Genomic DNA, 25,546 nt, shown 5'->3' on the forward strand with positions numbered 1-25,546 from the left:
GCGCGCGCCGTCCCCGGCGAAGTACCAACCCTGCTCGGCGAAGCGCGACCAATAGGTTTCCTTGAAGCGTTCGGGGTCGCCCCAGATCCCGCGCAGCATCGAGGGCCATGGTTTGTCGAGCACGAGGTAGCCGCTGGCCTGTTCACCGTGGTCGGTGCCCGGCTCGAGTTGGTTGCCGTCATCGTCGACGATCTTGGCCGAGATCCCGGGCAGCGGGGTCATCGCCGAGCCCGGCTTGGCAGCGGTGACTCCGGGCAGCGGCGAGATCATGATCGACCCGGTCTCGGTCTGCCACCAGGTGTCGACGACCGGCGTGGCATCGGCGCCGAACACGGTGCGGTACCACCGCCAGGCCTCCGGGTTGATGGGCTCGCCGACCGAGCCGAGCAGCCGCAGGCTGGACAGGTCGTGGTCGGCGGGGATCTGGCGACCCCACTTCATGAAGGTGCGGATAAGGGTGGGCGCGGTGTAATAGATGGTGACGCCGTACTTCTCGATGATCTGGAAGTGGCGGTGCTCGTCCGGCGAGGCCGGGGTGCCTTCGTACACGACTTGGGTCACGCCGTTGGAGAGCGGCCCGTAGACGATGTAGCTGTGGCCGGTTACCCAGCCGATGTCGGCGGTGCACCAGAACACGTCGGTGTCGGGTTTGACGTCGAAGACGTTGTGGTGCGTGTAGGACGTCTGAGTCAGATAGCCGCCGGTGGTGTGCACGATGCCTTTGGGCTTGCCGGTGGTGCCCGAGGTGTAGAGCAGGAACAGCGGCTGCTCGGAGTCGAAGGCCTCGGGCGTGTGTTCCGGCGACGCGGAATCGACGACATCACTCCACCACAGGTCGCGGCCCTCGGTCCACGGGATGTCGATGCCGGTGCGGGCCACGACGAGGACATGCTCGACGGACGCTTCTCCCTCGACCGCCTCGTCGACGGCGTCCTTGAGTGACGCGGGCTTGCCGCGCCGGTACTGCCCATCGGTGGTGATGACCAGCTTGGCGTCGGCGTCGTTGATGCGGGCTTTCAGTGCCGTCGCGGAGAACCCAGCGAAGACGACGCTGTGCATCGCGCCGAGGCGGGCACACGCCAGCATTGCCACGATCGCCTCGGGCACCATCGGCATGTAGATGGCCACCCGATCACCGGCGACCAGGCCGAGATCGGTCAGCGCGTTGGCGGCCTTGGACACCTCGGCGAGGAGTTCGGCGTAGGTAAGGGTGCGCTCGTCGTCCGAGGGTTCACCAACCCAGTGAATCGCGACTCGATCGCCGTTGCCTGCCTCGACATGACGATCCACGCAGTTGTAGGCCACGTTGAGCTTGCCGCCCACAAACCACTTCGCCACGGGCGCTTCCGACCAATCGAGCACCTCGGTAAACGGCGTGGCCCACGACAGGCGGTTGGCTTGCTCGGCCCAGAACGCCAACCGGTCGGCTTCGGCCTCGGCATATAGTTCCGCCGACGCGTTCGCCGACGCCGTGAACACGGCCGACGGGGGATAAGTGGATTGTGTCGCGGTAGACGTATCGGACATATCTGTGAGCGTAGTCACCCGAAGGTTGCATCGAGGTTGGGATAGCGTTGCGCGTCGATGAGCTCCAAAAGCCAAGCCGACCCGCTCGCCCCCTTGATGGACCTACCCGGGGTGGCCGAAGCGAGTGAGACCGCGCGCGCGGCCGTCGCGCGGGCCCACCGGCACCGTGTGAATCTCCGTGGCTGGCCAGAGTCCGCAGCCGAGGCCGCGGTGCGCGCCGCGCGGGCGTCGTCGGTCTTGGACGGCGGCTCGCTTTCGATGTCAGCCGACGGCCAACCCGACGCAGTGCTTGCAGGCGCACTGCGGGTTGCCGAGGCGTTAGAAGGCGGTGCCACCGCGCTGGTCGGCGTCTGGCAACATGCCCCGCTTCAGGCGATCGCGCGACTCCATGCGCTGGCCGCCGCCGACCTGACGGACTCAGCGACCCTGGGCCAGCCCCGATCCGGTGTGGGGCGTCGGCTCGAGCTTCTCGGCGACATCGTGACCAGTGGAACCCGAGTGCCCGCCCCAGTTTTGGCTGCCGTGGCACACGGTGAACTGCTGACCCTCGCGCCCTTCGGGGTCGCCGATGGGGTGGTGGCGCGGGCGGTAGCCCGGTTGATCAGCATCACCAGCGGGCTGGATCCCCACGGCCTCGCGGTCCCGGAGGTCTATTGGATGCGTGAGTCGAGCGACTACCGTGCCGCGGCGCGCGGGTTTGCCTCAGGCACCCCGGACGGTCTGGCGGTGTGGGTGATCACCAGCTGTCTCGCGTTGGAGGACGGAGCCAGGGAGGCGCTCGCGATAGCCGAGGCGTCGTCGGGATAGCTTCCAGCAAAGTGAAGCGGGCGGCGCCCCGAATTGAATTCGGCTCGCCGCCCGCTAGCACGGATTCGTGGCTACCAAGCGTGCTCGGTGGGTTACGTGGGTGGCCTCGGCGTCCTTACGATGCGCTTCAACTGCAATCCCACCCAAGGGATCGTCGTGGTTGACCGCTGTTCGCAGTTACGCAGGCCCGCAACACTTTTGCCATAACGCGGCTTGTGCTCCGCGTGGGTACCGCGATCCGTGCTAGGTCGCTCGACTTGGGAGAGCGAGTCTTCTCTTCCGACTCGAACTTAGCCTCACCGAACGTCCGTGACTCCTTTGTACTCCGTGACGGCGGTCACATCAAGGGGCAAGCGGCGGCGATTTCCGATCGTGACCGAAGGGCGCATCAGCTATCCGCGCCGCGTGAGGTCAGAAGATGAAGCGCCGCACCACCGAGTAGGCCAGGGCGCCCGCGGCCAGCGCGCTGACGCCGACGGCCACCGACGTCGCGACGGCGGCGCCCGACGGTGCCGGGATCCGGTCGCGCAACGGGATCGGCCTGGAGAACTCGAGCACCGGCCAGCCCCGCGCGACGGACTCCTTGCGCAAACCCCGGTCGGGGTTGACGACCGTTGGGTGCCCGACGGCCTCGAGCATCGGGAGGTCGGTGATCGAGTCCGAATACGCGTAGCAGTGAGCCAATGCGTAGTCTTCGCGGGCGGCCAACTCGCGGATAGCTTCGACCTTGCCTTCGCCGTAGCAGTAGAAGGCAACCTCGCCGGTGTACTTGCCGTCCTCGACGACCATGCGGGTGGCCATCGCGTGAGTGGCTCCGAGCGCGCGCGCGATGGGCGCGACGATCTCCTCGCCGGAGGCGGACACGACGACCACGTCGCGACCGCACAACTTATGGTCGGCGATGAGATTCGCTGCTTCTGCGAAGACCAGCGGGTCGACGATTTCGTGCAGTGTCTCGCTGACGATGGACTTGACCTGATCGACGTTCCACCCGGTGCACATGTTGGTGATGTAGGAACGCATTCGGTCCATTTGTTCATGGTCGGCACCCGACATCAGGAACAGGAATTGTGCGTATGCGGACTTGAGAACGGTCTGCCTACTGATTAGCCCTTGCTCGAAGAAGGGTTTGCTGAAAGCCAACGTGCTCGACTTTGCGATGACTGTTTTGTCGAGATCGAAGAATGCGGCGGTGCGCACCGGTCGCCCTGTTCCAGCTTCGGGCCGCGGCGCGAGCGAATCGTCCGGCGCCGATTCAGGAGCGGTCACGCTGCACAGCATAAGCGTTCGCCGGCCGGCGCCGGGCGGCCGATCGCGCAAAGTGGCAGTCTCCGACACCTGGCCGAGTCTGCAATTTTCCAGGTCATCGCCTCATTTGGCAGAAAAGCGGGGCTTGCGCCGCACGGCGTTGCCGCGTGTATAGTGAGGATTACTCGGCTTATGCCGGGTGTGGATCAGCCCGACCCCCCGGGGCTGATACACGACGACCTCCGCCTCCTCCCCCCCTGGCGGGGGTCGTCCCTTTTTCCGGACAAGTTGCCGAGAATTCGTCTGACGATATGGTCAGGACCATCGCGAAAAGTTGCGGAGTGAAGTATCCCCGCCGCCGCGTTGCCGTTCGTCCACAGAGCCGCCTTCATCCACAAATAGGCCTTCGGCCGTAGCGCGACGTCGGTCGACCTCCGCATTGTGGAGTCGTGAGCACGAGCAATGGCATCTTGGCGCTGGTCGTCGACGAGGTACTGCGCACTGACGTAGACCGCGTGGCCGCAGCGATCGGTGCGCGCGTCGTCCACGTGAAGGAGCCGTCCAGTCCAAAGGTGTGGGCAGCGGCGTCGGCGGTGCTGCTCGACTTCGACGGTGCCGCGCGCTGCGCTCGGGCGGCGCTGCCCCGGCGCGGACGGATCTTCGTCGTCAGTCGGGCGGAGCCGGGCCCGGGGGACTGGCCATTCGTGATCGCTGTTGGGGCGCAACGGATTCTGGCCATGCCCGAGGACGAAGCCGAGCTCGTGTCGGCACTCTCCGACGCAACTGAGTCGCGTCGAGAGCCGCAGCGACGCGGCGCCGTCCTGGCCGTCATCGGAGCCCGCGGCGGGGCGGGCGCGTCCGTGTTCGCGACGGCACTCGCGCACGCTGCCACCCATCCGCTGCTGGTCGACCTCGATCCCTGGGGCGGCGGTATCGAGCTGGTCGTCGGCAGCGAAGGCGAACCGGGTTTGCGCTGGTCAGACCTCTCCCTGCAGGGCGGACGCGTCGGATGGCCCGCGCTGCAGGCGGCGCTCCCGGCGCATCGAGGAATTGCCGTGCTGTCAGGCTGCCGGGCAGGAGGTCACGTCGATGCGGCCGCCCTCGACGCAGTGATCGACGCAGGTTCCCGCGGGGGCGCGACAGTCATCTGCGACCTGCCTCGGCGCGCAACCCCCGCAGTGGAGACCGCGCTCGCGTCCGCCGACCTCGTCGCCGTCGTGACCCCGGCCGACGTGCGATCCTGCGCCGCAGCCACGGCCATCGGTCAGTGGCTGGTCGCGGCGAATGCGAACGTCGGACTCGTCGTCCGAGGTCCGGCGCCCGGCGGATTGACGGCAACCGAGGTCGCGCGCGCAATCGGACTTCCGCACCTCGCCTCCATGCGAGCTCAGCCCGGCGTGGCCAGTGCGCTCGAACACGACGGGTTGAGGCCACGCCGGCGCTCGCCGCTCGCGCGTGCCGCACGCCGGGTGCTCGACGTGCTGCATCAGTTGCCCGGAGAGCGGAGCGTCGCGTGAGTGCGTCGCTGATCGAACGCGTCCGAGAACGGCTGGCCTCGGAGTCGATGCCGTTGCGGCCCCAAGTCGTGGCTGCCGCCATCCGAGCCGAATCCGGCGGCGTGCTCGGCGATACCGAGGTACTCGACAACCTCCGTGTTCTGCAAACCGAACTGTCTGGAGCGGGAATCCTCGAGCCGCTGCTGCGTGCCGAGGGCACCACCGACGTGCTCGTCACCGCACCTGATTCGGTCTGGATCGACGACGGACTCGGATTACGCCGTGCTCCAATCGAATTCGCAGACGACGCCGCTGTGCGACGGCTGGCTCAGCGGTTGGCCCTTTCGGCGGGCAGGCGGCTCGACGAAGCGCAGCCGTGGGTCGACGGTCAGCTACCGGGCCTCGCGGGCGGGGAGTTCGCGGTGCGACTGCACGCGATCCTGTCGCCCATCGCCACGGGCGGTACGTGTCTGTCGTTGCGGGTGTTGCGCCCCGCCACCCAGGACTTCGATGCCCTCGTCGGCTGCGGCGCGATACCCACCGAGATCGTTGGCGTGGTGCGCGAGATCATCGGAGCCCGGTTGGCCTTCCTCGTCTCGGGCGGCACGGGAGCGGGCAAGACCACGCTGCTGTCCGCGGCGCTCGGAGCCGTGGCCGCTCACGAGCGCATCGTGTGCATCGAGGACGCGGCCGAACTCGCCCCACGCCATCCGCACTTGGTGAAGCTCGTCGCGCGCTGCGCCAACGTCGAGGGCGTCGGCGAGGTCACCGTGCGCGACCTGGTGCGGCAAGCCCTACGCATGCGCCCCGACCGGATTGTCGTCGGGGAGGTGCGTGGCGGTGAGGTCGTCGACCTGCTCGCTGCGTTCAACACCGGCCACGAGGGGGGCGCGGGCACGGTTCACGCGAACAAACCCGCCGAGGTTCCTGCGCGGCTTGAGGCGCTCGCCGCGCTCGGTGGCCTGGATCGTGCCGCGCTGCACAGCCAGTTGTCGGCAGCCGTGCACGTCGTGTTGCACGTCGGTCGGGATCGCGGTGGGCGTCGCAGGCTCGACGAGATCGCGGTCCTGCAACGAGGTGGCGACGGGCTGGTGAGTGCGCGTACGGCATGGCACGCCGAACGCGGGATCGACAGTGGCATGGATGGTTTGAGGGCGTTGCTCACCGATCGGGGCTGCCCGTGACCGTCGCGATCTTGGCACTGGCCGTGGCGGTCGTCGTGGCACCCGTGCGCAGGCCAGGGGTCGCGACCACTAGGCGGCTGCCCCCCGTTCTGCGAAGGTCGGGGCTGGCGCTCGGGCTCACGACGGGTGCGCTGGTAATCGCTTGCCTCGTTCCGTCGAGCGCAGCGGTCGCGATGGCGCTCGTGTCGGGCACGGTCGCGTGGCGCAGGCGAGGGACGGTGCGGCGGGCCCGTCGCGCGTCGGAATCGGCGGCGTTGCAGGCTGCCCTCGACGTGCTTGCGGGCGAACTACGCGCGGGCGCTCACCCGGTGGTGGCGTTCGAGACGGCGGCCGCGGAGGTTTCCGACGACGTGGCGTCCGCACTTCGGGTCGTCGCCGCGAGAGCACGGCTGGGTGTCGACGTGGCCGTCGGGCTGAATGCCGCGGCGGCTCGATCGACGGTACCGGCGTACTGGTCCAGGCTCGCGGTGTGTTGGGAGTTGGCCAACCGCCACGGTTTGGCGATCGCCACGCTGATGCGTACCGCGCACCGAGACGTCGTCGAGCGTCAGCGTTTCGAATCGCGAGTCGCCGCAGGCATGGCAGGGGCCCGCGCCACTGCGATGGTGCTCGCTGGGCTGCCCGTGCTCGGCATGGCGCTCGGTCAGTTGATCGGGGCCGACCCGGTGCGATGTCTGTTGTCCGGTGGCCTTGGTGGCGGGTTGCTCGTGATCGGATCGGCGCTGGCATGCGCGGGGCTGCTGTGGTCGGATCGCATCACCAACCGGACGTTGACATGACTTGGGCTGCAGTACTTCTCGCCGCGGCAGTGTTGAGCTCCGGAACACGGCCGCGGGTTGCTCACCGTGCGGAGATCGACCCACCGGTGCGCGCTACCGCCCCGGTCGATCCGCTCGCGGTGGCGTCGGCACTGGACGTGTTTGCGGCGTGCCTGTCGTCGGGCATGGCCGTGGCAAGTGCCGCGGCCGCGACGGCACCGTCGGCGCCGCGGCCGCTCGCAGCGGCGCTCGGACGGGCAGCGGAGTTGCTGGCCCTTGGCGCCGACGCGGCGACGGCGTGGGCCAGTGTCGGCCCGACGTCCGATCGGCACGTCGAGGCGCTGACCCGGTTGGCGCGCCGCTCGGCTGCCTCGGGAGCCGCTCTTGCCCAAGGTGTCTCCGAGCTTGCCGACCAATCCCGTCGGGACGCGGGCGATGCGGCCACAGCGGCCGGAGAGCGGGCGTCGGTCCTGATCGCGGGTCCACTCGGATTGTGTTACCTGCCCGCATTCCTCTGTCTCGGCGTCGTCCCGGTCGTGATGGGACTGGCCCGTGACGTATTGGACATGGGCGTGATGTGACCGCAAGACAGTAGACCCGCGGACCGTCCGCGGGTCACAGGAGGAATCATGGGGAGGAACGACGATGATGGGCAACACATTTCGCCGACTGCGCGGACGGCTCGCACTGCTGTGGGTGGACGAATCCGGAATGTCCACGGTCGAATACGCGATCGGCACCATCGCTGCCGCCGCCTTCGGCGCGATCTTGTACAGCGTGGTCACCGGCGACTCCATCGTCACGGCACTGACGAACATCATCACCAGGGCGCTCAACACCGACGTCTGAGCGGAACCGCTGGTGGTGCCACGGTCGAGGCAGCCTTCGCCATCGCGTCGCTGGCGGTGGTGCTGGTCGCAGGCTTGGCCGGCGCGTCGGCGATGGCGGTCCAGCTGCGGTGCGTCGATTCGGCAAGGGAGGCCGCGCGACTGGCTTCCCGCGGCGACGAGCGCGCCGCGGTGGAGGCGGCGCGCAGAGTCGGGCCTGCGGGAGCGCAATTGGAACTCCGGCGCGACGGCGACTTCGTGGTCGCACGTGTCACCGCAAGCCCTGCGCCGTGGCTACGCGTCCGCATCGCGGCGGAGGCGGTCGCCGCTCGCGAACCGGGCGCATGACGGTGGCTCTGCGACCGTGGTCGCGGTGGCGATGCTGGCACTGCTGATGTCGATTGCGTTGGGCGTCATCGTGTTCGGGACGGCAGTGGTGGCCCGTCACCGAGCCCAGTCGGCCGCGGATCTGGCCGCGCTGGCGGCCGCCGGACGACTCGCATCGGGGCGTGTCGCGGCATGCGCGGCGGCATCGTCGGTGGCTGGCGCGATGCGGTCCACGGTCACCTCATGCCGCGTCGAGCAGCTTGACGTGGTCGTCGGCGTGGACGTCCCTGTGCAGCTTGGTCGGTGGGGAGTTGGCTCGGCCCGCGCGCTGGCCCGGGCGGGCCCTGCGGACACGGGTCGTTAGCTTTGCGCGGCCTTGTCCTTGGCCTTTCGCGCGCGCACCTTGCGTGGCTTGGCCTGCTCGGGCGAGGCGGTGCCGTCGCGGTTCTTCAGTTCGTCATCGGTCGGCAAGCGCATGGACAGCATGCCGGCGAAGGTTCCTGCTTCGAGTTCGACGCGGTGCGCGGTGACGTGGATGGGTGTCCACCCGCCGCCGTTGGCCCTCAACCGCAGTACCCGGGACGCCGCGCCACCGTCGAATTCCGTTGTCATGGAAGCCATTATCGCCGCATCATCCGGGTGTACGACGGATTCGCCCTCTTCTCTGGCTCGCCAGTCGTAGAAGGGGCACGGGTCGTCGAGCCACTTGAGCAGTGTCCAGGTGCGCAGGTCGACCAGGGCGCGGTGCACGCCGGGCTGGGCCAGTCCATTCAGGATCCGTTGCGCGAGATCGATTGGCGTGGTGGCCGATTCCTCCCGCTCGCTGCGCCAGTTCATGGCCCGGCACATCAAGATCTCGGGACCGCCGTCGTCGCTCTCCAGCATCACCCGTGCGACGAAGCCCACCGTGATCGGCGTGCCTTCGTGATCGGTGATGTCCCACGTACTGCAGAAGGAGCGACCTGGTTCGGGCTTGATGGCGACCGAAAGTACGTGCGCCTCACTGGGGTTCAGATCCCGGGTCGGGAGGTCCTCGGCAAAGGCCCGACCATGGGTTGCCTCCGTGGACGGATCGCGACCGCTGTTCGTCAACGACTCGCGGGTGTCCGTGGCGACCCCGTGGGTCAGGTCCCATTTGAGTGGGCCGGGGATCAGGCGCTCTGGCGGTTCTTCGTCGGGCGGGCCGACCCAGACGTGGACGCCGTGAATTCGGCCGTCGATCATCTGGACGACTTCGGTGCGAATCACGCGGTCGTGCTTCGGCGTGATGCTGCTCAGCGCGTGGCCTGCCCGAACCGTCTCTCCGATGGCCGTCTGAATCGCCATCAGGTTCGGGTTGCGCCGGAGAAAGGCGCTGATTGGAACGAGATTCTTGGTGGAACTGCCCTGCGCGACTACGGCTGGCTCGGCGCCTAGCGTCTCCACGAGGAGCCAGTCGTGGGTCATGGCTGCATCCTACCGTTCTGGCGATAGCCCTTCAGCGCCACCAAGGACGACGAGTTCCGCAGGAATGCGCCGCTAGCAGCGCGTTCACCCGGGCGGTCGGTCCCAACGACCCTCGTCGCAAAGTTGCGCTCGGCGGCGGCGACGAGGTATTTTGCTGGTGCGCCCGAGCTTTCGGGACTGAGAACGGATCGCGTTGTCCGACCGTTCTTCGCGATCGTCTGAGTGCTCGGCGTGCCTGTGTTTGGTACCCCGCGCCAATTCGTCGAGACGACTGTCGAGGGGTCGGTCGCCGTCGCGGACGTATTCACGTTCCGCGTTCCTCGAGTTCGCCGAGCACCAGACGAAGCACGCGGATCGCGCCGGCCTTGTCCAGGGGTTCGTTGCCGTTGCCGCACTTCGGCGACTGGACGCATGACGGGCAACCGTGTTGGCATTCGCACGCTTCGATTGCTGCGGCCGTCGCGTCCCACCAGACGGCGAGCTCCCGAAACCCGCGCTCCGCGAACCCAGCACCTCCGGGATGGCCGTCGTAGACGAATATGGTCGGTAGCCCATCGGGACCGATGGCCATCGACACGCCGCCGATGTCGCCGCGGTCGCAGCTGGCGACAAGAGGCAGCAATCCGATGGCCGCGTGTTCGGCGGCGTGCAGCGCTCCTGGGAAGCGCAGCGGATCAATACCGTTGTCCTGCAGTGCTTCCGGCGTAATCGTGCACATCACGGCCACCGTGTCCAGGGTCTGCGTGGGCATGTCCAGTTCGACGAAGTCGATGACTTCGCCGTTGAGCCGCCGACGCAGGTAGCCAATCACGGTGTGGCTCACCGACACTGGTACCAGTCCGGTCGTCACGTGGCCGGTGGTGCGCCGTTCGCCGGACCCCGACACCGAAACGTCGGTGAGCTCCCTGGCCGACGTCGCGTAGCCGGGATCTTCGGCATGGACGAATGCGATGCCGGCCTCGAAGTCGAGTGAGTCAACGACATAACTCTCGCCACGGTGCAGGTAGACCGCGCCCGGGTGTACCGAGGCGGGCGCTTGGCCGGCCCCGGTGGTGCCCAACAGTCGGCCCGTCTCGGCCTCGACGATCGCGACCTGGCCGCCGCCCGACCCGCGGATGTCGACCGCGGGATGGGGATCGACGCCGGGGGTGGGGAAGTAGCCGGTGGGCCTGCGCCGCAGCAGCCCGTCGTCGACGAGGGACTCGGCGACGGACTCGGCATTCCAGGTCCGAACCTCGGCGTCGGTGAGCGGGAGTTCGGCGGCGGCGCAAAGTAGTTGCGGGCCAAGGACGAACGGGTTGCTGGGATCGATGACAACGCGCTCGAGCGGCTTGCCGAGCAGCGCGGCCGGATGATTGACGAGGTATGTGTCCAGCGGATCGTCGCGCGCGATCATGACGATCAGCGCACTCTGGCCCCGCCGTCCGGCGCGCCCAGCCTGCTGCCAGAAGGAGGCGACCGTTCCTGGGAAGCCGGCCAGCACCACCGCGTCGAGGCCCGCGATGTCGACGCCCAGTTCGAGGGCGTTGGTCGTCGCCAGCCCCCGAAGCCGCCCGTCGGCCAGCGCACTTTCCAGTTCCCGGCGGTCTTCGGCCAGGTATCCGGCCCGATACGAATCCACCAGGTCGACGAGCTCGGGTCCGATCTCCTCGAGGCGGGCGCGTGCGCCGAGTGCGGTGAGTTCCGCGCCGCGTCGCGATCGGACGAAGGTCAGCGTCCTGGCGCCCTCGACCATGAGGTCGGCCATCACGCGGGCGGCCTCGGCCCCTGCCGAACGACGGACCGGGGCGCCGTTTTCGCCGAGCAGATCGGTACGCAGTGCCGGCTCCCACAGGGCCACCGTGCGTCCGCCCTGCGGGGAGCCGTCCTCGGTGACCTCGGTGACCGCTTGCCCGAGCAGTTCGGAGGCGGTGGCAGCGGCGGAGGAGGCCGTCGCGCTGGCCAGGATTACTGTCGGCCCAGGAGCATCGCCTGCCGAATAGCGTGCGCACAGTCGCATCAAGCGGCGCAGCACCAGCGCTACGTTGGAGCCGAAAATACCGCGGTAGTAATGGCATTCGTCGACGACGATGTATCGCAGGTTGCGCAGGAACACCGCCCAGCGGGCATGGTTTCGTAGCAGCGATAGGTGAATCATGTCGGGGTTGGAGAAGATCCATCGCGACCGCTCCCGCGCGAAGCGTCGGGCCTCGATGCTGCAATCTCCGTCGTACGGACTGGGCGCTACGTCGGCCAGCCCGTCGATCGCGGTGGTCAGGGCTTGGGCGGCGCGGAGCTGATCGTGGCCGAGCGCCTTCGTCGGCGCCAGGTACAGCGCGCGCGCTCGGGGATCGGCGGTCATCGCGCAAAGGATGGGCAGCTGGTAGGCCAGCGACTTTCCCGACGCGGTGCCGGTGCTGAGCACGACGTGGCGGCCCGAATGCGCGAGTTCGGCGGCGGCCACCTGATGCGACCACGGTTCGGAGACGCCGCGTTCGACGAATGCGCGCACCACGTCCTGGTCGACCCATCGTGGCCACGCCCGCGCACTTGCCTGTCGCGGAGCGAGGTCTGAGACGTGCCGCAACGGGTGCTCTTCGGCGGCGGTCCCGTCGACCGCGCACGCGAGCAGCTCGCGACCGAAGTCCGAGCCTGCATGCGCCACGGTCGACCTCCTCTCAGCGGGTCGGTTCGTTCTGAACTATTCGGTGGTCGCAACCTCGACTATGACGTGGTCGCAGCGGCAACGACGTTGCGGTCGCGGTTCCCGATGGAGTGCTAGGTCGGCCCGGCGCGCGGAGGGCCCCGCACCCGAAGTAGTAGAGGATAGAAGTACATGCCGCCCCGCGCGGGTCGGCAAGGCGGCTCCATCGAAGTCGGTCGCTGCCCTAGTGTCACCATCGTGAGTCAGCTGTCCTTCTTCTCGGCTGAGTCGGTGCCGCCTGCGGTCGCCGACTTGACCGGCATGCTGGCCGCGTCCGGTCAGGTGGTGCTGGTGGGGGCGGGAAAGGGGCAGGGGGCACGGCTGTCGGTCGTGGTCGATCGGCTGTGGCGCGCCGAGGCGCTCGCCGAGATGATCGCAGAGGCCGGCCTGCAGCCCGAGCTCGCGCGCACCGACGAGAACACCCCACTGGTTCGGACGGCCGTCGACGAGCGTTTGACCGAGATTGCCGCTCAGTGGACCCGCGGTGCGGTCAAGACGGTGCCTCCGCAGTGGTTACCTGGCCCCAGGGAGTTGCGGGCGTGGACGTTGGCCGCAGGCACCCCAGAGGCCGACCGCTACCTACTTGGGCTCGATCCCCACGCGCCGGACACGCACTCGGCCCTCGCATCGGCGATGATGCGGGTGGGAATAGCGCCGACCTTGATAGGCACCCGCGGGACGCACCCGGCCCTGAGAATCAGTGGCCGAAGAAGGCTATCGCGGCTGGTAGAGAACGTCGGGGAACCCCCTGGAGACACCGAGGCGTTCCAGCAGTGGCCTCGTACTTGACGCCCTCGGTGCGGCGATCCGGTTTGCGTACGGTCGCGCAGAGTGCGAAATTGTCCCTTGCCATCGGGCTCAGCTGACCTCGGACGCGTGGTCGGGTGCCAAATGGCGGCAAAGAAGTAGGAGCGTAGACAGAGTTGGCTGACCACGATGGCAGCGGCAACGGTCGGGTGCGGCGACTCGTCATAGTCGAGTCGCCCACGAAAGCGCGCAAAATCGCCGGGTACCTGGGCGCCAACTACGTCGTCGAGTCGTCCCGCGGGCACATTCGCGACCTGCCCAGGTCCGCCGCCGACGTGCCTGCCAAGTACAAGTCGGAGTCGTGGGCCCGGCTGGGTGTCAACGTCGACGACGAGTTCGAGCCGCTCTACATCGTCAGCCCGGACAAGAAATCCACGGTCGCCGAGCTCAAGGCCCTGCTCAAGGACGTCGACGAGCTATATCTCGCGACGGACGGTGACCGTGAGGGCGAGGCGATCGCCTGGCACCTGCTCGAGACGCTCAAGCCGACCGTCCCCGTCAAGCGGATGGTCTTTCACGAAATCACCGAGCCCGCGATCCTGGCGGCGGCCGAGAACCCCCGCGACCTGGACATCGACCTGGTCGACGCGCAGGAGACCCGTCGCATCCTCGACCGGCTGTACGGCTACGAGGTCAGTCCGGTGCTGTGGAAGAAGGTGGCGCCCAAGCTGTCCGCGGGCCGCGTGCAGTCGGTGGCGACCCGGATCATCGTGTCGCGCGAACGCGAGCGCATGGCGTTCCGCAGCGCGGGCTACTGGGACGTCACCGCCGAACTCGATGCCAGCGTGTCCGACACGGAAGCCTCGCCGCCGAAGTTCACCGCGAAGCTGAACCTGGTCGACGGGCGTCGTGTCGCCAGCGGACGCGACTTCGACTCGGTGGGTGCGGTCAAGAAGCCCGACGAAGTGCTGGTCCTCGACGAAGCGGCGGCCACCGGTCTTGCCAGTGGCTTGCGCGGCGCGCAGCTCACGGTGTCGTCGGTGGAGCAGAAGCCGTACTCGCGCAAGCCCTACCCGCCGTTCATGACGTCGACGCTTCAGCAGGAGGCCGGCCGCAAGCTGCGCTTCTCCTCGGAGCGCACCATGAGCATCGCGCAGCGGCTCTACGAGAACGGCTACATCACCTACATGCGTACCGACTCGACGACGTTGTCGGAGTCGGCGATCACCGCGGCGCGCAACCAGGCCGGGCAGCTGTACGGCCAGGAGTACGTGCATCCGTCGCCGCGCCAGTACACGCGCAAGGTGAAGAATGCGCAGGAGGCGCATGAGGCAATTCGCCCGGCGGGCGACGTGTTCCAGACCCCTGGTCAGCTGCACTCCGCGCTCGACACCGACGAGTTCCGGCTCTACGAGCTCATCTGGCAGCGGACGGTGGCCTCGCAGATGGCCGACGCCCGCGGAACGACGCTCTCCCTTCGCATTTCGGGTGCTGCGAGGTCCGGCGAGGAGGTCGTGTTCAACGCTAGCGGTCGCACCATCACCTTCGCAGGCTTCCTGAAGGCCTACGTCGAGAGCCTCGACGAGCAGGCCGGCGGCGAGGCCGACGACGCCGAGAGCAGACTGCCCAACCTCACTCAGGGGCAACGCGTCGACGCGGCCGACCTGACTGCCGACGGCCACACCACCAGCCCGCCCGCCCGCTACACCGAGGCGTCGTTGATCAAGGCGCTGGAAGAGCTGGGCATCGGTCGCCCGTCGACGTATTCGTCGATCATCAAGACGATTCAGGACCGCGGCTACGTGCACAAGAAGGGCAGTGCGCTGGTCCCGTCGTGGGTCGCGTTCGCCGTCATCGGGTTGCTCGAGCAGCACTTCGGGCGTTTGGTCGACTACGACTTCACGGCTGCCATGGAGGACGAACTCGACGAGATCGCCTCGGGCAACGAGCGAAGGACCAACTGGCTCAACAACTTCTACTTCGGCGGCGACCACGGCGTCGAGGGCTCGATCGCGCGCGCCGGCGGACTGAAGAAGCTCGTCGGCGGCAATCTCGAAGAGATCGACGCGCGGCTGGTCAACTCGATCAAGCTGTTCGACGACTCTGAGGGGCGGGCGGTCAACGTCCGCGTCGGCCGCAACGGCCCGTACCTCGAGCGCATGATCGTCGGCGACGACGGGGAACCGACGCCGCAGCGAGCCAATCTCAGCGACGATCTGACTCCAGACGAGCTGACCCTGGAACTTGCCGAAAAGGCTTTCGCCACACCGCAGGAGGGTCGCTCGCTTGGCGTCGACCCGGTCAGCGGACATGAGGTTGTCGCCAAGGATGGGCGCTACGGGCCGTACGTCACCGAGGTGCTGCCCGCGCCGCCGGAAGAGCCAGAGGATGGCGCTCCCGCGAAGAAGGGCAAGAAGCCGACCGGACCCAAGCCGCGCACTGGATCGTTGCTGCGCACCATGGACCTGGAGACGGTCACGCTCGAGGATGCGTTGATGCTGCTGTCGTTGCCGCGCGTGGTCGGCGTTGACCCCGCGAACAACGAGGAGATCACCGCGCAGAACGGCCGCTATGGGCCATACCTGAAGCGCGGCACCGATTCTCGCTCACTGGCGACCGAAGATCAGATGTTCACCATCACGCTCGACGAGGCGCTGAAGATCTACTCCGAGCCCAAGCGCCGCGGTCGGCAGGGTGCGGCCACCCCGCCGCTGCGCGAACTGGGCAACGATGCCGTCTCGGGTAGTCCGATGGTGATCAAGGACGGCCGGTTCGGTCCGTATGTCACCGACGGTGAGACCAATGCGAGCCTGCGCAAGGGCGACGACGTGCTGTCGATTACCGACGAGCGGGCGTCTGAGTTGCTTGCCGACCGGCGCGCGCGTGGCCCGGTGAAGAAGAAGGCCGCCGCGAAGAAGGCGCCTGCCAAGAAGGCTCCCGCGAAGAAGGCCGCCAAGAAGGCTCCCGCGAAGAAGGCTTAGCTGCTCCGAGTTTGATGCGTGGCCGGTCTGTGAGCGAATTTGCGGGCGGCGTTGTTGTTGCGGAATTGCCGCCAATACGGCTGCAAATCATCCATTACGCTGGTCCCAATTGCATCAGTAGTGTTCATGCTGTGGACGAAGGAATCTGCAGGGGTGTCGAAATGACGAGGCGGATCGGGAGGGAGTGCCGATGAGCGTGCCACCGTCCGGTGGTTGGCCGCAGGCGCCTCGCCCTGACTCAGGGCAACCTGGGCCCGGATATCCCGGTCCGCATCCGCAGCAGCCGTATCCCGGCCCTCCGGGTCCATGGCCTCCGCGGCAGGGTTACCCGCCGCCGGCGCCGCCGTCGAAGGGCAACGGCCTCAAGTGGTTGCTCGGTGGTCTTGCTGTGTTGCTCGTCATTGGACTTGCGGTGACGACCACGCTGTTGCTGACGCGTGATAAGACGCCTGCAACACCTGGAACATCCACTGCATCAAGCGATGTCGCCAGTGCGAACGACACCGGGCCGGTCGCGATCATCACCGTTGAGCCCACCTGCACTGCCTACTATTCGATCAACAATGCGGTGGCCGCAGTCCAAAGCAACGGTTGGGGAGACGAACGAGACAGTCTCGGCCCAGCGGCGCAGTGGACGTCAGATCAGCGCACGCGTATCGAGGCGGTGGCGACCGCTTTACGAACCAATGCTGATCAGCTTGTGCCGCTGGTCAAACAGACACCTCACCGGGTGGTCCGCGAACTTTATGAGCAGATCGTCGCGTACGCGCGTGCGTACGTGGACAGCATTCCGACCTACGAAGTCCGCGACAACTTTCTCGCGAACACTTTCGTGAACGCTCAAGTCGCGGTCCTGTCGCTTTGCAACTCGATCACGTACGGAGCGGCCGTTCGTGCCACGGTGGATCCGCCAGATCCACCGACGTCGTCTGTGCCGGTGGGTGATCCCGCCAACCCGCAGCGGTTCGTGACCGAGTCGGATGCTACCTGTGAGGCATGGATCCCGCGGGAAGACAAGTTCGTCGCGGATACCGATGCCTGGAGCAAGTACGACTCGGGGATCCCCGCAGCTAACTGGTCTCCCGAACAGCGGGCTGCCAATGAGGCGGCATTTCCAGTTACGGCGGCTTATACGGACGTCATCGAGAAAGCCGGGCGGTCCAGCGGCAACCCCGTTCTGGAGGATTTCGCCGTCGCCGCGGCACTCTATATGCGTGCGTGGGTCAACGCGGGTACCAATTTCGTACCAGCAGACGGCTGGCTTAATACGACGGGGTCCCGGTTCGGCAACGTGGTCTCGTCTGCCTGCGAAGCCGCGAGGAGTAACTGAACGATGTCGCTTCCACGGCCGGTCGATGGTTACAAGGGGCAGATGACAACTCCGCCCGACGCTTGGCCAGAATCGGACGAGGATGCGCTACAGAGTCATGCGACCGACCTTGGATCAACACAGACTCAGCTTCGAATCCCCCTCGACAAGTGGCGGCTCACTCGCACGCAGATCTTCGATGGCAGTACGTGGTTTGGTTCCGCATCCAACGGCGCATCCGCCGCAGTCGACGCGCGCATCAAGGCGATGCAGTCCATCGATGACGATTTGTCTAAGGCGATCACCTTCTTCCACAACGCGAGCAAAAGCGTCCTCAGCGCAAAGCAGCACATCATCGCCATCTGCGATCAAGCGCAACAGGAGATCGATGGGCTTGCTGATCAGGACTTCAAAGACGACTCTGATCGACAATCCGCAATTCGCGAGATTGTGGATGCCGCGCACGATCTCAACACGGCAGCGGTTGCGTCCGCTGCTGAGGCGATAGCGGCACTGAAGGACTACAAGCCGCCACCCGTGCCCAATCACATCGGTCCGCCGCTCTCTGAAGCGCCCGAGGGGCGCGGCACGGGGTCCGTTGTGCCGGCAGGACTAACAGGCCGCGGCCGCGGTCATACACAGAATTTGGTCAACCAAACCACGCCCTCCCCTGGCCAATCTGAGCCAGCGGCAGGCACAGACCACGGTCGCGGCAAGACGCAGAATCTGATCAGCCAAGGAGTGGGATCGGAACCTGGGACGGCGGCACCCCCTGGCACCCCGGCGACACCTGGCACGCCGGGGACACCCGGTACGCCGGCGACACCCGGCATACCGCCGCCCGCCCCGGCTAACCCGGTAAGAGAGGGCGCCATCAAAGCTCCCGAGGTGGCGAACGTACGTGGTCCAGGTAACTCCGGGCCGCAGTTCTTTGGCAATAACCCCTCGCCAGCAGCCCTGAAGCCTCCGCCTGTCGCGTCGGGTCCTGCTGCCCCGATCGAGCAGGCTCCGAGTAGCCCTGGTGGCGGAACGGCGCCGTCGCCAACGAGTGGTCCGGCGCCGTCGGGAGGGGGCGGATCCGGCCCGGGCACGCCCAGCTCGTCATCTAGTGGTGGCCCGAACGGCGACACCTCGCAGCCCAGCCAGATGGGTGAGCACTCGCAGGATGGGAGCGCCAAGGCGACGGCCGGTACCGGCCAGACTCCGCTGACTCCTGCTCAGCAGCAGCAGGCGATGCTCAGCGACGTGGCTAAGGGCATCGATCAAGGCACTCAGGCCGTGCAGGCCAACCCCATGGTCTCGCCCGCCAACGCTGCCCAACTACCCGTCAATCCTCAGGTCCCGGTGGATGCGCCGGCTCCTCCGGCCGCCGCGGCGCCCGGTGCATCGGGCGGCGGCGTGCCTGGCGGCGGAGGCTTCTCAGGTGGCGGCGGTGGCGGTTCGAGTGCGGCGCCGGTCGGCGGGATGTCGGGTCCTGCGCCGACGCCGATGCCATTGGGTCCCCCGGCCACTCCGACACCGGCCGCACCGGTCGGCAGCGGAAGCGGCAGTGGTGGCACCGTCAGCGGTACTCCGGGTTCGACGCCGACCGGTCCGGGCGTGCACGCTGCGTCGACGGCCAACACGTCGGCGGCGGGTATCGCTGCGCCGGCCCCGATTCCGGTATCGGCGGCCCGCATGGAGCGCGATGCGATGGCTGCGTCGGCGGCCGCCGGTGCGGCGCGTCGTCAGAAGAACGGCGGAAACGACGCGCTGACATTGGCTCGGCGGATAGGTGCCGCGCTCAACGTCGGCGCGACGGACTTCGGGTTCTTCTGGGTGACGGGGCTGTGCGCCGACGGGACCATCGTGGTGGCCAACAGCTACGGCCTGGGCTACATCCCCGAGAACGTGAACCTGCCCGCCCAGGTTCAGCTGGTGACCGCTGATGAGTCGATTCCGCCGAGTGAGCGGGCCAAGTGGGCGACGTATCCGATTCTGGCGGTTCAGGGTTGGGCCCAGGCGCACGGTGAGAAGTTGCGTGCGATCGTCGCGACCGAAGCGCAGTTCGCTAACTTCGACCCGGGCACCGCCAAGGTGGTGCTGCAGCCCGATGACATTCCCGAGACCGGAAAGATGGAGGGCCGCAGCCGACTCGAGGTCATAGCACCCGCCGCGGCGTCGCGGTTGGCCTCGGTCAGCGACGCCGGTCTGATGGAACTGCTGCCGCCGGCACCGGCGGACCCGCAGCCACCGGCCGACGACTCGGCGATGCTGTGGTTCGACCTGTGCAAGCCGTTGATGAGCACGATGCCCGACCGTGGCATCGCCCACCTCGAAGCCTTCGTCACCTACTCCGAGCACGCGCAGGACCTCGCGCTCTACCGTGCACACACTGCCCTGGACGGGCCCACCCAACGGGCGGCGATCGCCGACTGGGTCTACTGGCAACACCTCGGCGTGCTGATGTCAGACGCCCTCAGCGCTGAGGTGGCAGTGTGACGGTTGTGGCCGGACGGTTCGTGAGCTCGGTCATTGACGCCTGAGATGACCAGGAGGAAGCCACGATGAGTGTGCCACCCAATGGCGGCTGGCCACAGGCACCTCGGCCCGATTCAGGCCAACCCGGTCCCGGTTATCATGCTCCGCATCCTCAGCAGCCGTACCCCGGTCGCCCTGGTCCGTGGCCCCCGCAGCCGGGCTACCCGCCACCAGTACCGCCGCGCAAGGGCAACGGCGTGAAGTGGGCGCTGGGCGGCCTTGTCTTGCTGTTGGTCATCGGTCTGGCGGTAACGACCACGCTGCTGCTGAAGGGCAACCGTGGGGGCGGCAACACGCCTACCACGGCTGGATCATCAAGTGCACCAAGCGATATTGCCAGTGCGAACGACAATGGGGCGGTTTCGATTATTACGGTCGAGCCGACCTGCACCGCCTACTACGCGATCAACAATATGGTGGCCGACGCTGAGGAGAAGGGGTGGGGCAACGACCGCGCCTCTCTCGGTCTCGTATCTCAATGGACTGCGGAGCAGCGCATCCACGTCGAAGAGGCCAGTGACGCCATGCGCAGGGCTGCCGATCAAATGGTGCCGCTAGCCAAACAAACGCCCCACCGCGTGGTGCGGGAACTCTACGAACAACTGATCGCCTACATGCGTGCGTATGTGGCGGCCGTACCCACATATACGCCCACAGATGACTATCTCGCTGAGGCAACGATCAATGGATCTTTTGCCATCACGGCATTGTGCAACGCGATCACCTATGGGTCGGCGCCACTCGTTACTGGCCTCGATCCTGTCTCAGCGCCGACCGCGCCACGATCCCCGGGTAGTCCGGCGAGCCCAGAGCGATTCATTACCTCAGCGGACGCGTTATGTCGGGGTTGGATCGACCGTCAGGACAAGTACGCGGCCGACACCGCCGATTGGGCGCGAATCCCTTCCGCCACGCCTGGCTCACAGTGGACGCCCGAAGAACGGGCAGTCAACCAGGCGACGTTTCCTATCATCTCTGGGTTTGCTGACGCCACAGAGAAGGCGGGCCGGGAAAGCGGCAATCCCATCCTGGAGGATTTCGCAGTCGTAGCGGCTGTCTACCTGCGTGCCATCGTGGTGGTCGGAATGAATTACACCCAACCAGACGGATGGTTCGCCACGATGGGCCTTCGTCTCGTAAGTTTCGTCTCGAACGCGTGCCAGGTAGCGGGAACCAAGTAACCACGTAACCAGCCCCGCGACCACTGTGTAGAAGTCGGTGAAATCTCCTCGAAATCTGCTCACGGGTAATGACTTTCGCGAATTCACGACCCTCACGCAGAAGTGGGCGCGCGAATAGCTACTGGCTGGTGGCTTCGCTCGGAAGCTCCACCGGGGCAGCGAGTTGCACCGGCCGGGCCAGCTGAGTGGGTGCCAAGCGCCCACGCAATTCGACGATCTCCCCGACGTCCCAACACAAAGCTTCCGCATCGAGCGCACCACTGACGGCAATGGCCGACGCGAGCACGTGGCCGCTTTCGAGCTTGGCCAATTCGGTAAGCCTGGCGGCCTCGTTGACGGGGTCGCCGATCACCGTGTACTCGAAACGGGCCTGAGCGCCGATGTGGCCCGCGATGGCGCGGCCCGCCGACACTCCGATGCCAAAGTCGGTCTGGCCCAACACGTCTATCAGATCGTCGTGCAGTTCACGGGACGCGGCGAGCGCGGCACCCGAAGCATCGGGGTGCTCGATCGGTGCGCCGAAGATGGCCAACGCCGCGTCGCCCTGGAACTTGTTCACGAATCCGCCGTGCCGGTGCACGGTGTCGACGATGACGCGGAAGAACTCGTTGAGCAGGCTGACGACCTCGGAGGCCGGTTTGGTGGACGCTAGTTGCGTGGAGCCGACGAGGTCGACGAACAACACCGCGACTTCGCGTTCCTGGCCACCGAGTTCCGTGCCCCGCTCCAGCGCGCGACGGGCCACGTCTTCACCGACGTAACGGCCGAACAGGTCGCGAAGCCGTTGCCGTTCGGCCAGATCGCGCACCATGTCGTTGAAGCCCGCTTGGAGCAGGCCGAGCTCGCTGGCGTCGTAGATCTGCATGTGTGCGTTGTAGTTGCCGCGCTGCACTTCGCCCAGCGCCCAACGTAATTGGCGCAGCGGGTCGGCGATCGACATGGCGACCAGTACCGTGCCGGCCAATCCGATGACGAGTGCGAAGATGGCGAGCAACAGGATCGGCGTGTTGAGCTTCTCGGCGGGCGCGGTCAGGATCTCGAACTTGCTGGCCACCACGGCCAACACGATCGCGAGGATCGGCACGCCGGTGGACAGCACCCACGCCAGCACCTGTCGCTGGATCACACCGGGCGCGCGGAACGTCTCCGGCACTCCGCCGCGTAGCGCCGCGACCGCGACCGGGCGAAGCACCCGCTCGGACTGGAGGTATCCGATGATCGCCGTGGCTGTCGCACCGAGCGCCGTGGCCACCGCAACGACGGGCGCCGAGTGGCTTGCGACGGGCCAGCTGGCTGCGATGAAGACGACGGAGCCCAGGCACCAGTTCGAAACGCTGATCACCGAGCGGTAGTAGGGCATCCGCAGCGCCCGCACCCGCGCCAACTCGGTCATCGCGGGGTCGCCACCACCCAGCAGGGTGTCGGTGCGCTGCCATCGGATCACGGGGATCAGCAGGCGCAGGCTGAGCCACACGCCCGCAGTGAAGGAGATGAACAGATAGCCGAGGAAGATCGCCAAGTTGAAGGCAGGCAGGTCCTGCAACTGGATGCGGTCCTCGGGAGGCAGCCCGAAACGGAGAAAGCCCAGCACGAACAGAGCGCCGATGATGTCAGCCTGCAGCATGCCCAGGGAGAACACCGGCCATGGCGTGCGCGCGACCCAGCGGACGAACGCGGAGATTCGCCCGATCGATAGCGGCCTGGTGGTCACGCCTTTACCGTATCGGGCCGCAGGGACGCTTAGCGCTGCTGCGTGCAGGTCGTGTCTGCCCCCAGCACTAGGCTTGCCCTCGATGAGCGGTGTTTTCTCGCGTCTTGTGGGCCAGGACGTCGTCGAAGCCGAGCTGGTGGCCGCGGCTACGGCCGCGCGCGGTGACTCGGCACACAACACGGTCGCGACTGGGACCATGACACATGCGTGGCTGATCACGGGCCCGCCGGGGTCGGGTCGGTCCATCGCGGCGCTGTGCTTCGCAGCGGCGCTGCAGTGCACGTCAGACGGCGTCCCGGGGTGTGGAGAGTGCCGGGCCTGCACCACCACGATGGCCAGCACCCATGCCGACGTGCGCCGGATCATCCCCGAGGGGTTGTCGATCGGCGTCGACGATATGCGCGACATCGTGCAGATCGCGTCGCGCAAGCCTGGCACCGGCAGATGGCAGGTCGTGATCATCGAAGACGCCGACCGATTGGGCGAGCGCGCAGGCAACGCGCTGTTGAAGGCAGTCGAGGAACCGCCGCCGTCTACGGTCTTCCTGCTGTGCGCACCATCGGTGGATCCCGAGGACATCTCCATCACGCTGCGCTCGCGGTGCCGGCACGTGGCATTGGTCACGCCGCGGCTCGACGCCATCGCCCGGGTGCTCGTCGAAACCGACGGCCTGCCCGAAGCCGACGCGCTCTGGGCGGCGTCGGTCAGCGGCGGGCATGTGGGCCGTGCGCGCCGTTTGGCCACCGATGAGCAGGCGCGCGGCCGTCGGGAGCGTGCGCTAGGCCTCGCCCGCGACGCGGCCACCCCAGCGCGGGCCTTCGCCGCGGCAGAGGAGTTGGTGGCAGCTGCGGAGACGGAGGCGAAGTCGCTCACCGAGGGCCGCAACGAAGCCGAGACCGAAGAGCTCAGGACGGCACTCGGAGCGGGTGGCAGCGGCAAGGGCACGGCCACTGCGCTGCGCGGTTCCGCTGGAGCATTGAAAGAGCTTGAGAAACGGCAGAAGTCGCGCACGACCCGCGCGTCCCGCGATGCACTGGACCGCGCGCTCATCGACTTGGCGACGTACTTTCGCGACGCGCTGCTGGTGTCCTCGGGTGCGACGGCGGTTCCGCCCAATCATCCGGACATGGCCGACAAGATCGCCGCGATGGCCGCCCACGCACCCCCCGACCGGGTGCTGCGGTGCATCGAGGCGGTGCTCGAATGCCGCGAGGCGCTCGCCGTCAACGTCAAGCCGAAGTTCGCCGTCGACGCGATGGTGGCGACCGTCGGACAGGCGCTGCGTTAACTGAGGTCCGCGGAGCGACTGGGGAATCAACTTTGGGACCGCAGGGCCGCTGTCGTACACTCGTCGCGCCCTGAAACGAAGGGCAACCGCCGCCTTAGCTCAGTCGGTAGAGCGTCTCACTCGTAATGAGAAGGTCCCGGGTTCGATTCCCGGAGGCGGCTCACATTCGCCCGGTCAGTCTTCCGCGAAGGCCTGCTCGGCCACGCTCTTGGCCGTCGCTGCGGCCGGGAAGCCTGCGTAGCCGGTGGCGTGATAGATGACCTCGGCGAGTTCATCGTCGGTCAACCCGTTCGTGCGCGCGATCTTGAAATGGAACTTGAGTTCCTGGTCGGAGCGCAGCGCGATGAGGATGCCGAGCGTGACGAGGCTGCGGTCGCGGCGGCTCAGCCCTTCCCGCGTCCACAGCTTGCCGAAGACGTTCTCGAGGCCGATGTCCATCAGTTCTGGTGCGAAGCCGTCGGCGTCGCCGTCGGGAGCCGTTACTCCAGGAAGCAATTCCTTGAAGACCCGCAGGCCGTCCTCGCGTAAGTTAGTCATGCTTACTAGTTTGGCACGAGTGGCTCACGGCGTGCGCTCAGTCCTTCTTCTCCGGCCACCCTGGGCTCGGCGGTGACGCGTTGACGATTGATCACTGCGCCGATTCGTGGAAGCCCTTGCTAAAGGCCGTGAGCTCGAACTCGCGCTCTCTGATGTAGGACTCGAGCGCGGAGTAGTACTTGACCAGAGCCGCTGCACCCATCTGCTCACTGACCTGTTCTGGACGCAGAAGCGATGCCCCGTCCATATACGGCCGGAGGTACTGCGGCGCCGACGCCGGTGCACGCGCGAGGCATTCATCGGCAATTATGAATGTCGATTTGTTGTTGGCCTCATCGAGACCCTTGACGGGAAGTTTTGCAGCACCGGGTCTTTCGACTGCGGCAGCGATGCTGCCAGCCAAGGCGCCCACTCGAACAAGAGCGGGCTCGCTTGCCCTGGCTGCCGCTGGATCCACGCACCCGGTCGTAGCAATGCTTCGGACCGTGTCGTCGACCCGGCCATAACCGCTCGCAATGAACTGCTTGCCTGCGTCTGGATCACTGGCGATCACCGCGAATACGTTGACGACCGACGAGTAGTCGTCGACGTCAACCCCCTTTAAGGGGGCGAAACCAGGGACTTTCTCGCCCGCCCCGACCATCGCACCTTGAAACCGCGTCAGTGCCTGCCCATACGCGCCGACCAGCTGGGGATTCAACGCACCCACTGACGAGTGGCGGAGCCCTAAGAACCCGTATCCGATGGACGCGAGTGCACCTTGATCATCTGCCAGGAAGGAAGCCATCTCATGGGCGGATTCGCCCGCCGCAGTTGCTGTGGGTTCGTCGGGGCTGGCAGCGTCATGAGAGATCCATTGAAAGTATTCAGCCGCATGCGAGCCGCTGTCGTCCCACGCGTAAGTGCTGATGGCGAGGAGCTTCTCGCGGCTACCCGAGTCCATCAAGAACTGATGCACCACTTGGGGTT

22 protein-coding genes and 1 tRNA gene are annotated in these 25,546 nt (G+C 66.9%); 15 read left to right on the forward strand and 8 right to left on the reverse strand.

Features of this window, described 5'->3' with window-relative positions:
- Positions 1 to 1,527: acetate--CoA ligase (gene acs, locus SLQ30_RS23385; RefSeq protein ID WP_319449172.1), on the reverse strand; the 1,527-nt coding region annotated here is incomplete at its 3' end.
- Positions 1,528 to 1,584: 57 nt separating this feature from the next.
- On the opposite strand from acs, the gene SLQ30_RS23390 reads away from it, so the two are divergent.
- Positions 1,585 to 2,334: an oxidoreductase gene (locus SLQ30_RS23390; RefSeq protein ID WP_319449173.1), complete on the forward strand. Its 750-nt coding sequence runs from the start codon at positions 1,585 to 1,587 to the stop codon at positions 2,332 to 2,334.
- A gap of 411 nt (positions 2,335 to 2,745) precedes the next feature.
- Here SLQ30_RS23390 and SLQ30_RS23395 read toward each other — a convergent pair whose 3' ends face one another.
- Positions 2,746 to 3,615: an HAD-IB family hydrolase gene (locus SLQ30_RS23395; protein ID WP_319449326.1), complete on the reverse strand. Its 870-nt coding sequence runs from the start codon at positions 3,613 to 3,615 to the stop codon at positions 2,746 to 2,748.
- Between the two features lie 416 nt (positions 3,616 to 4,031).
- Between SLQ30_RS23395 and ssd the strand changes: the two genes are divergently transcribed.
- The 7 genes from ssd to SLQ30_RS23430 all read left to right on the forward strand — a co-directional run bounded on the left by ssd (position 4,032) and on the right by SLQ30_RS23430 (position 8,538).
- Positions 4,032 to 5,099 (forward strand): septum site-determining protein Ssd, encoded by a 1,068-nt coding sequence (gene ssd, locus SLQ30_RS23400; protein ID WP_319449174.1) that lies wholly within the window; start codon positions 4,032 to 4,034, stop codon positions 5,097 to 5,099.
- Positions 5,096 to 6,262, forward strand: a complete 1,167-nt coding sequence (locus SLQ30_RS23405; RefSeq protein ID WP_319449175.1) for a TadA family conjugal transfer-associated ATPase — start codon at positions 5,096 to 5,098, stop codon at positions 6,260 to 6,262. Before ssd ends, SLQ30_RS23405 begins: the two co-directional genes overlap by 4 nt.
- Entirely contained in the window at positions 6,259 to 7,041 is a 783-nt protein-coding gene (locus tag SLQ30_RS23410) for a type II secretion system F family protein (protein ID WP_319449176.1), read from the forward strand. The genes SLQ30_RS23405 and SLQ30_RS23410 overlap by 4 nt, the downstream gene beginning before the upstream one ends.
- A complete protein-coding gene (locus SLQ30_RS23415; protein ID WP_319449177.1) occupies positions 7,038 to 7,601 on the forward strand; it encodes a type II secretion system F family protein in 564 nt (187 codons plus the stop codon). The genes SLQ30_RS23410 and SLQ30_RS23415 overlap by 4 nt, the downstream gene beginning before the upstream one ends.
- 64 nt (positions 7,602 to 7,665) lie before the next feature.
- A complete protein-coding gene (locus SLQ30_RS23420; RefSeq protein ID WP_319449178.1) occupies positions 7,666 to 7,869 on the forward strand; it encodes a DUF4244 domain-containing protein in 204 nt (67 codons plus the stop codon).
- A gap of 56 nt (positions 7,870 to 7,925) precedes the next feature.
- Positions 7,926 to 8,195: a TadE family type IV pilus minor pilin gene (locus tag SLQ30_RS23425; RefSeq protein ID WP_413468147.1), complete on the forward strand. Its 270-nt coding sequence runs from the start codon at positions 7,926 to 7,928 to the stop codon at positions 8,193 to 8,195.
- The gene (locus SLQ30_RS23430; RefSeq protein WP_413468169.1) at positions 8,131 to 8,538 is read left to right on the forward strand and encodes an Rv3654c family TadE-like protein; all 408 of its coding nucleotides are present in this window, start codon (positions 8,131 to 8,133) and stop codon (positions 8,536 to 8,538) included. Before SLQ30_RS23425 ends, SLQ30_RS23430 begins: the two co-directional genes overlap by 65 nt.
- Here SLQ30_RS23430 and SLQ30_RS23435 read toward each other — a convergent pair.
- Positions 8,535 to 9,620 (reverse strand): PAS domain-containing protein, encoded by a 1,086-nt coding sequence (locus SLQ30_RS23435; RefSeq protein ID WP_319449179.1) that lies wholly within the window; start codon positions 9,618 to 9,620, stop codon positions 8,535 to 8,537. The two genes, SLQ30_RS23430 and SLQ30_RS23435, sit on opposite strands and share 4 nt — an antisense overlap.
- Before the next feature lie 304 nt (positions 9,621 to 9,924).
- Positions 9,925 to 12,264, reverse strand: a complete 2,340-nt coding sequence (locus tag SLQ30_RS23440; RefSeq protein ID WP_319449180.1) for a DEAD/DEAH box helicase — start codon at positions 12,262 to 12,264, stop codon at positions 9,925 to 9,927.
- 237 nt (positions 12,265 to 12,501) lie between these two features.
- On the opposite strand from SLQ30_RS23440, the gene SLQ30_RS23445 reads away from it, so the two are divergent.
- From SLQ30_RS23445 to SLQ30_RS23455, 3 genes are all read left to right on the forward strand, one after another.
- A complete protein-coding gene (locus tag SLQ30_RS23445) occupies positions 12,502 to 13,092 on the forward strand; it encodes a hypothetical protein (protein ID WP_319449181.1) in 591 nt (196 codons plus the stop codon).
- Between the two features lie 134 nt (positions 13,093 to 13,226).
- Positions 13,227 to 16,031 (forward strand): type I DNA topoisomerase, encoded by a 2,805-nt coding sequence (gene topA, locus SLQ30_RS23450; RefSeq protein ID WP_319449182.1) that lies wholly within the window; start codon positions 13,227 to 13,229, stop codon positions 16,029 to 16,031.
- 412 nt (positions 16,032 to 16,443) lie between these two features.
- Positions 16,444 to 17,361: a hypothetical protein gene (locus tag SLQ30_RS23455; protein WP_319449183.1), complete on the forward strand. Its 918-nt coding sequence runs from the start codon at positions 16,444 to 16,446 to the stop codon at positions 17,359 to 17,361.
- Between the two features lie 114 nt (positions 17,362 to 17,475).
- Here the strand turns inward: SLQ30_RS23455 and SLQ30_RS23460 are convergent, their stop codons facing one another.
- Positions 17,476 to 17,805 (reverse strand): hypothetical protein, encoded by a 330-nt coding sequence (locus tag SLQ30_RS23460; RefSeq protein ID WP_319449184.1) that lies wholly within the window; start codon positions 17,803 to 17,805, stop codon positions 17,476 to 17,478.
- Between the two features lie 681 nt (positions 17,806 to 18,486).
- Between SLQ30_RS23460 and SLQ30_RS23465 the strand changes: the two genes are divergently transcribed.
- Entirely contained in the window at positions 18,487 to 19,821 is a 1,335-nt protein-coding gene (locus SLQ30_RS23465; protein WP_319449185.1) for a secretion protein EccK, read from the forward strand.
- 236 nt (positions 19,822 to 20,057) lie between these two features.
- On the forward strand, positions 20,058 to 21,041 hold the full coding sequence (locus tag SLQ30_RS23470; protein WP_319449186.1) for a hypothetical protein: 984 nt from the start codon (positions 20,058 to 20,060) through the stop codon (positions 21,039 to 21,041).
- A 118-nt stretch (positions 21,042 to 21,159) separates the two neighbouring features.
- On the opposite strand, the gene SLQ30_RS23475 is transcribed toward SLQ30_RS23470, so the two are convergent.
- Entirely contained in the window at positions 21,160 to 22,752 is a 1,593-nt protein-coding gene (locus SLQ30_RS23475) for an adenylate/guanylate cyclase domain-containing protein (RefSeq protein ID WP_319449187.1), read from the reverse strand.
- A gap of 82 nt (positions 22,753 to 22,834) precedes the next feature.
- Here SLQ30_RS23475 and SLQ30_RS23480 point away from each other — a divergent pair, with 82 nt between their 5' ends.
- Both SLQ30_RS23480 and SLQ30_RS23485 read left to right on the forward strand, forming a co-directional pair.
- Entirely contained in the window at positions 22,835 to 24,040 is a 1,206-nt protein-coding gene (locus SLQ30_RS23480; RefSeq protein WP_319449188.1) for a DNA polymerase III subunit delta', read from the forward strand.
- 88 nt (positions 24,041 to 24,128) lie between these two features.
- A tRNA-Thr gene (locus SLQ30_RS23485) sits at positions 24,129 to 24,201 on the forward strand.
- A gap of 13 nt (positions 24,202 to 24,214) precedes the next feature.
- On the opposite strand, the gene SLQ30_RS23490 is transcribed toward SLQ30_RS23485, so the two are convergent.
- Both SLQ30_RS23490 and SLQ30_RS23495 read right to left on the reverse strand, forming a co-directional pair.
- A complete protein-coding gene (locus SLQ30_RS23490; RefSeq protein ID WP_319449189.1) occupies positions 24,215 to 24,577 on the reverse strand; it encodes a carboxymuconolactone decarboxylase family protein in 363 nt (120 codons plus the stop codon).
- Between the two features lie 91 nt (positions 24,578 to 24,668).
- Positions 24,669 to 25,520 carry a hypothetical protein gene (locus tag SLQ30_RS23495; RefSeq protein ID WP_319458339.1) on the reverse strand — a complete coding sequence of 284 codons (852 nt, stop codon included), beginning with the start codon at positions 25,518 to 25,520 and terminating at the stop codon, positions 24,669 to 24,671.
- Positions 25,521 to 25,546 lie beyond the last annotated feature (26 nt).

Source organism: Mycobacterium sp. RTGN4 (assembly GCF_033804635.1).
GTDB lineage: Bacteria > Actinomycetota > Actinomycetes > Mycobacteriales > Mycobacteriaceae > Mycobacterium.

Excerpts from the sequence above, each read along its gene's own strand:
- SLQ30_RS23435 (WP_319449179.1), bottom strand. The coding sequence starts at position 9,620 with ATGACCCACGACTGGCTCCTCGTGGAGACGCTAGGCGCCGAGCCAGCC.
- SLQ30_RS23495 (WP_319458339.1), bottom strand. The coding sequence starts at position 25,520 with ATGGACTCGGGTAGCCGCGAGAAGCTCCTCGCCATCAGCACTTACGCG.
- SLQ30_RS23480 (WP_319449188.1), top strand. The coding sequence starts at position 22,835 with ATGAGCGGTGTTTTCTCGCGTCTTGTGGGCCAGGACGTCGTCGAAGCC.
- SLQ30_RS23390 (WP_319449173.1), top strand. The coding sequence starts at position 1,585 with ATGAGCTCCAAAAGCCAAGCCGACCCGCTCGCCCCCTTGATGGACCTA.
- SLQ30_RS23395 (WP_319449326.1), bottom strand. The coding sequence starts at position 3,615 with ATGCTGTGCAGCGTGACCGCTCCTGAATCGGCGCCGGACGATTCGCTC.
- SLQ30_RS23465 (WP_319449185.1), top strand. The coding sequence starts at position 18,487 with ATGGGTGAGCACTCGCAGGATGGGAGCGCCAAGGCGACGGCCGGTACC.
- SLQ30_RS23420 (WP_319449178.1), top strand. The coding sequence starts at position 7,666 with ATGATGGGCAACACATTTCGCCGACTGCGCGGACGGCTCGCACTGCTG.
- SLQ30_RS23490 (WP_319449189.1), bottom strand. The coding sequence starts at position 24,577 with ATGACTAACTTACGCGAGGACGGCCTGCGGGTCTTCAAGGAATTGCTT.
- SLQ30_RS23415 (WP_319449177.1), top strand. The coding sequence starts at position 7,038 with ATGACTTGGGCTGCAGTACTTCTCGCCGCGGCAGTGTTGAGCTCCGGA.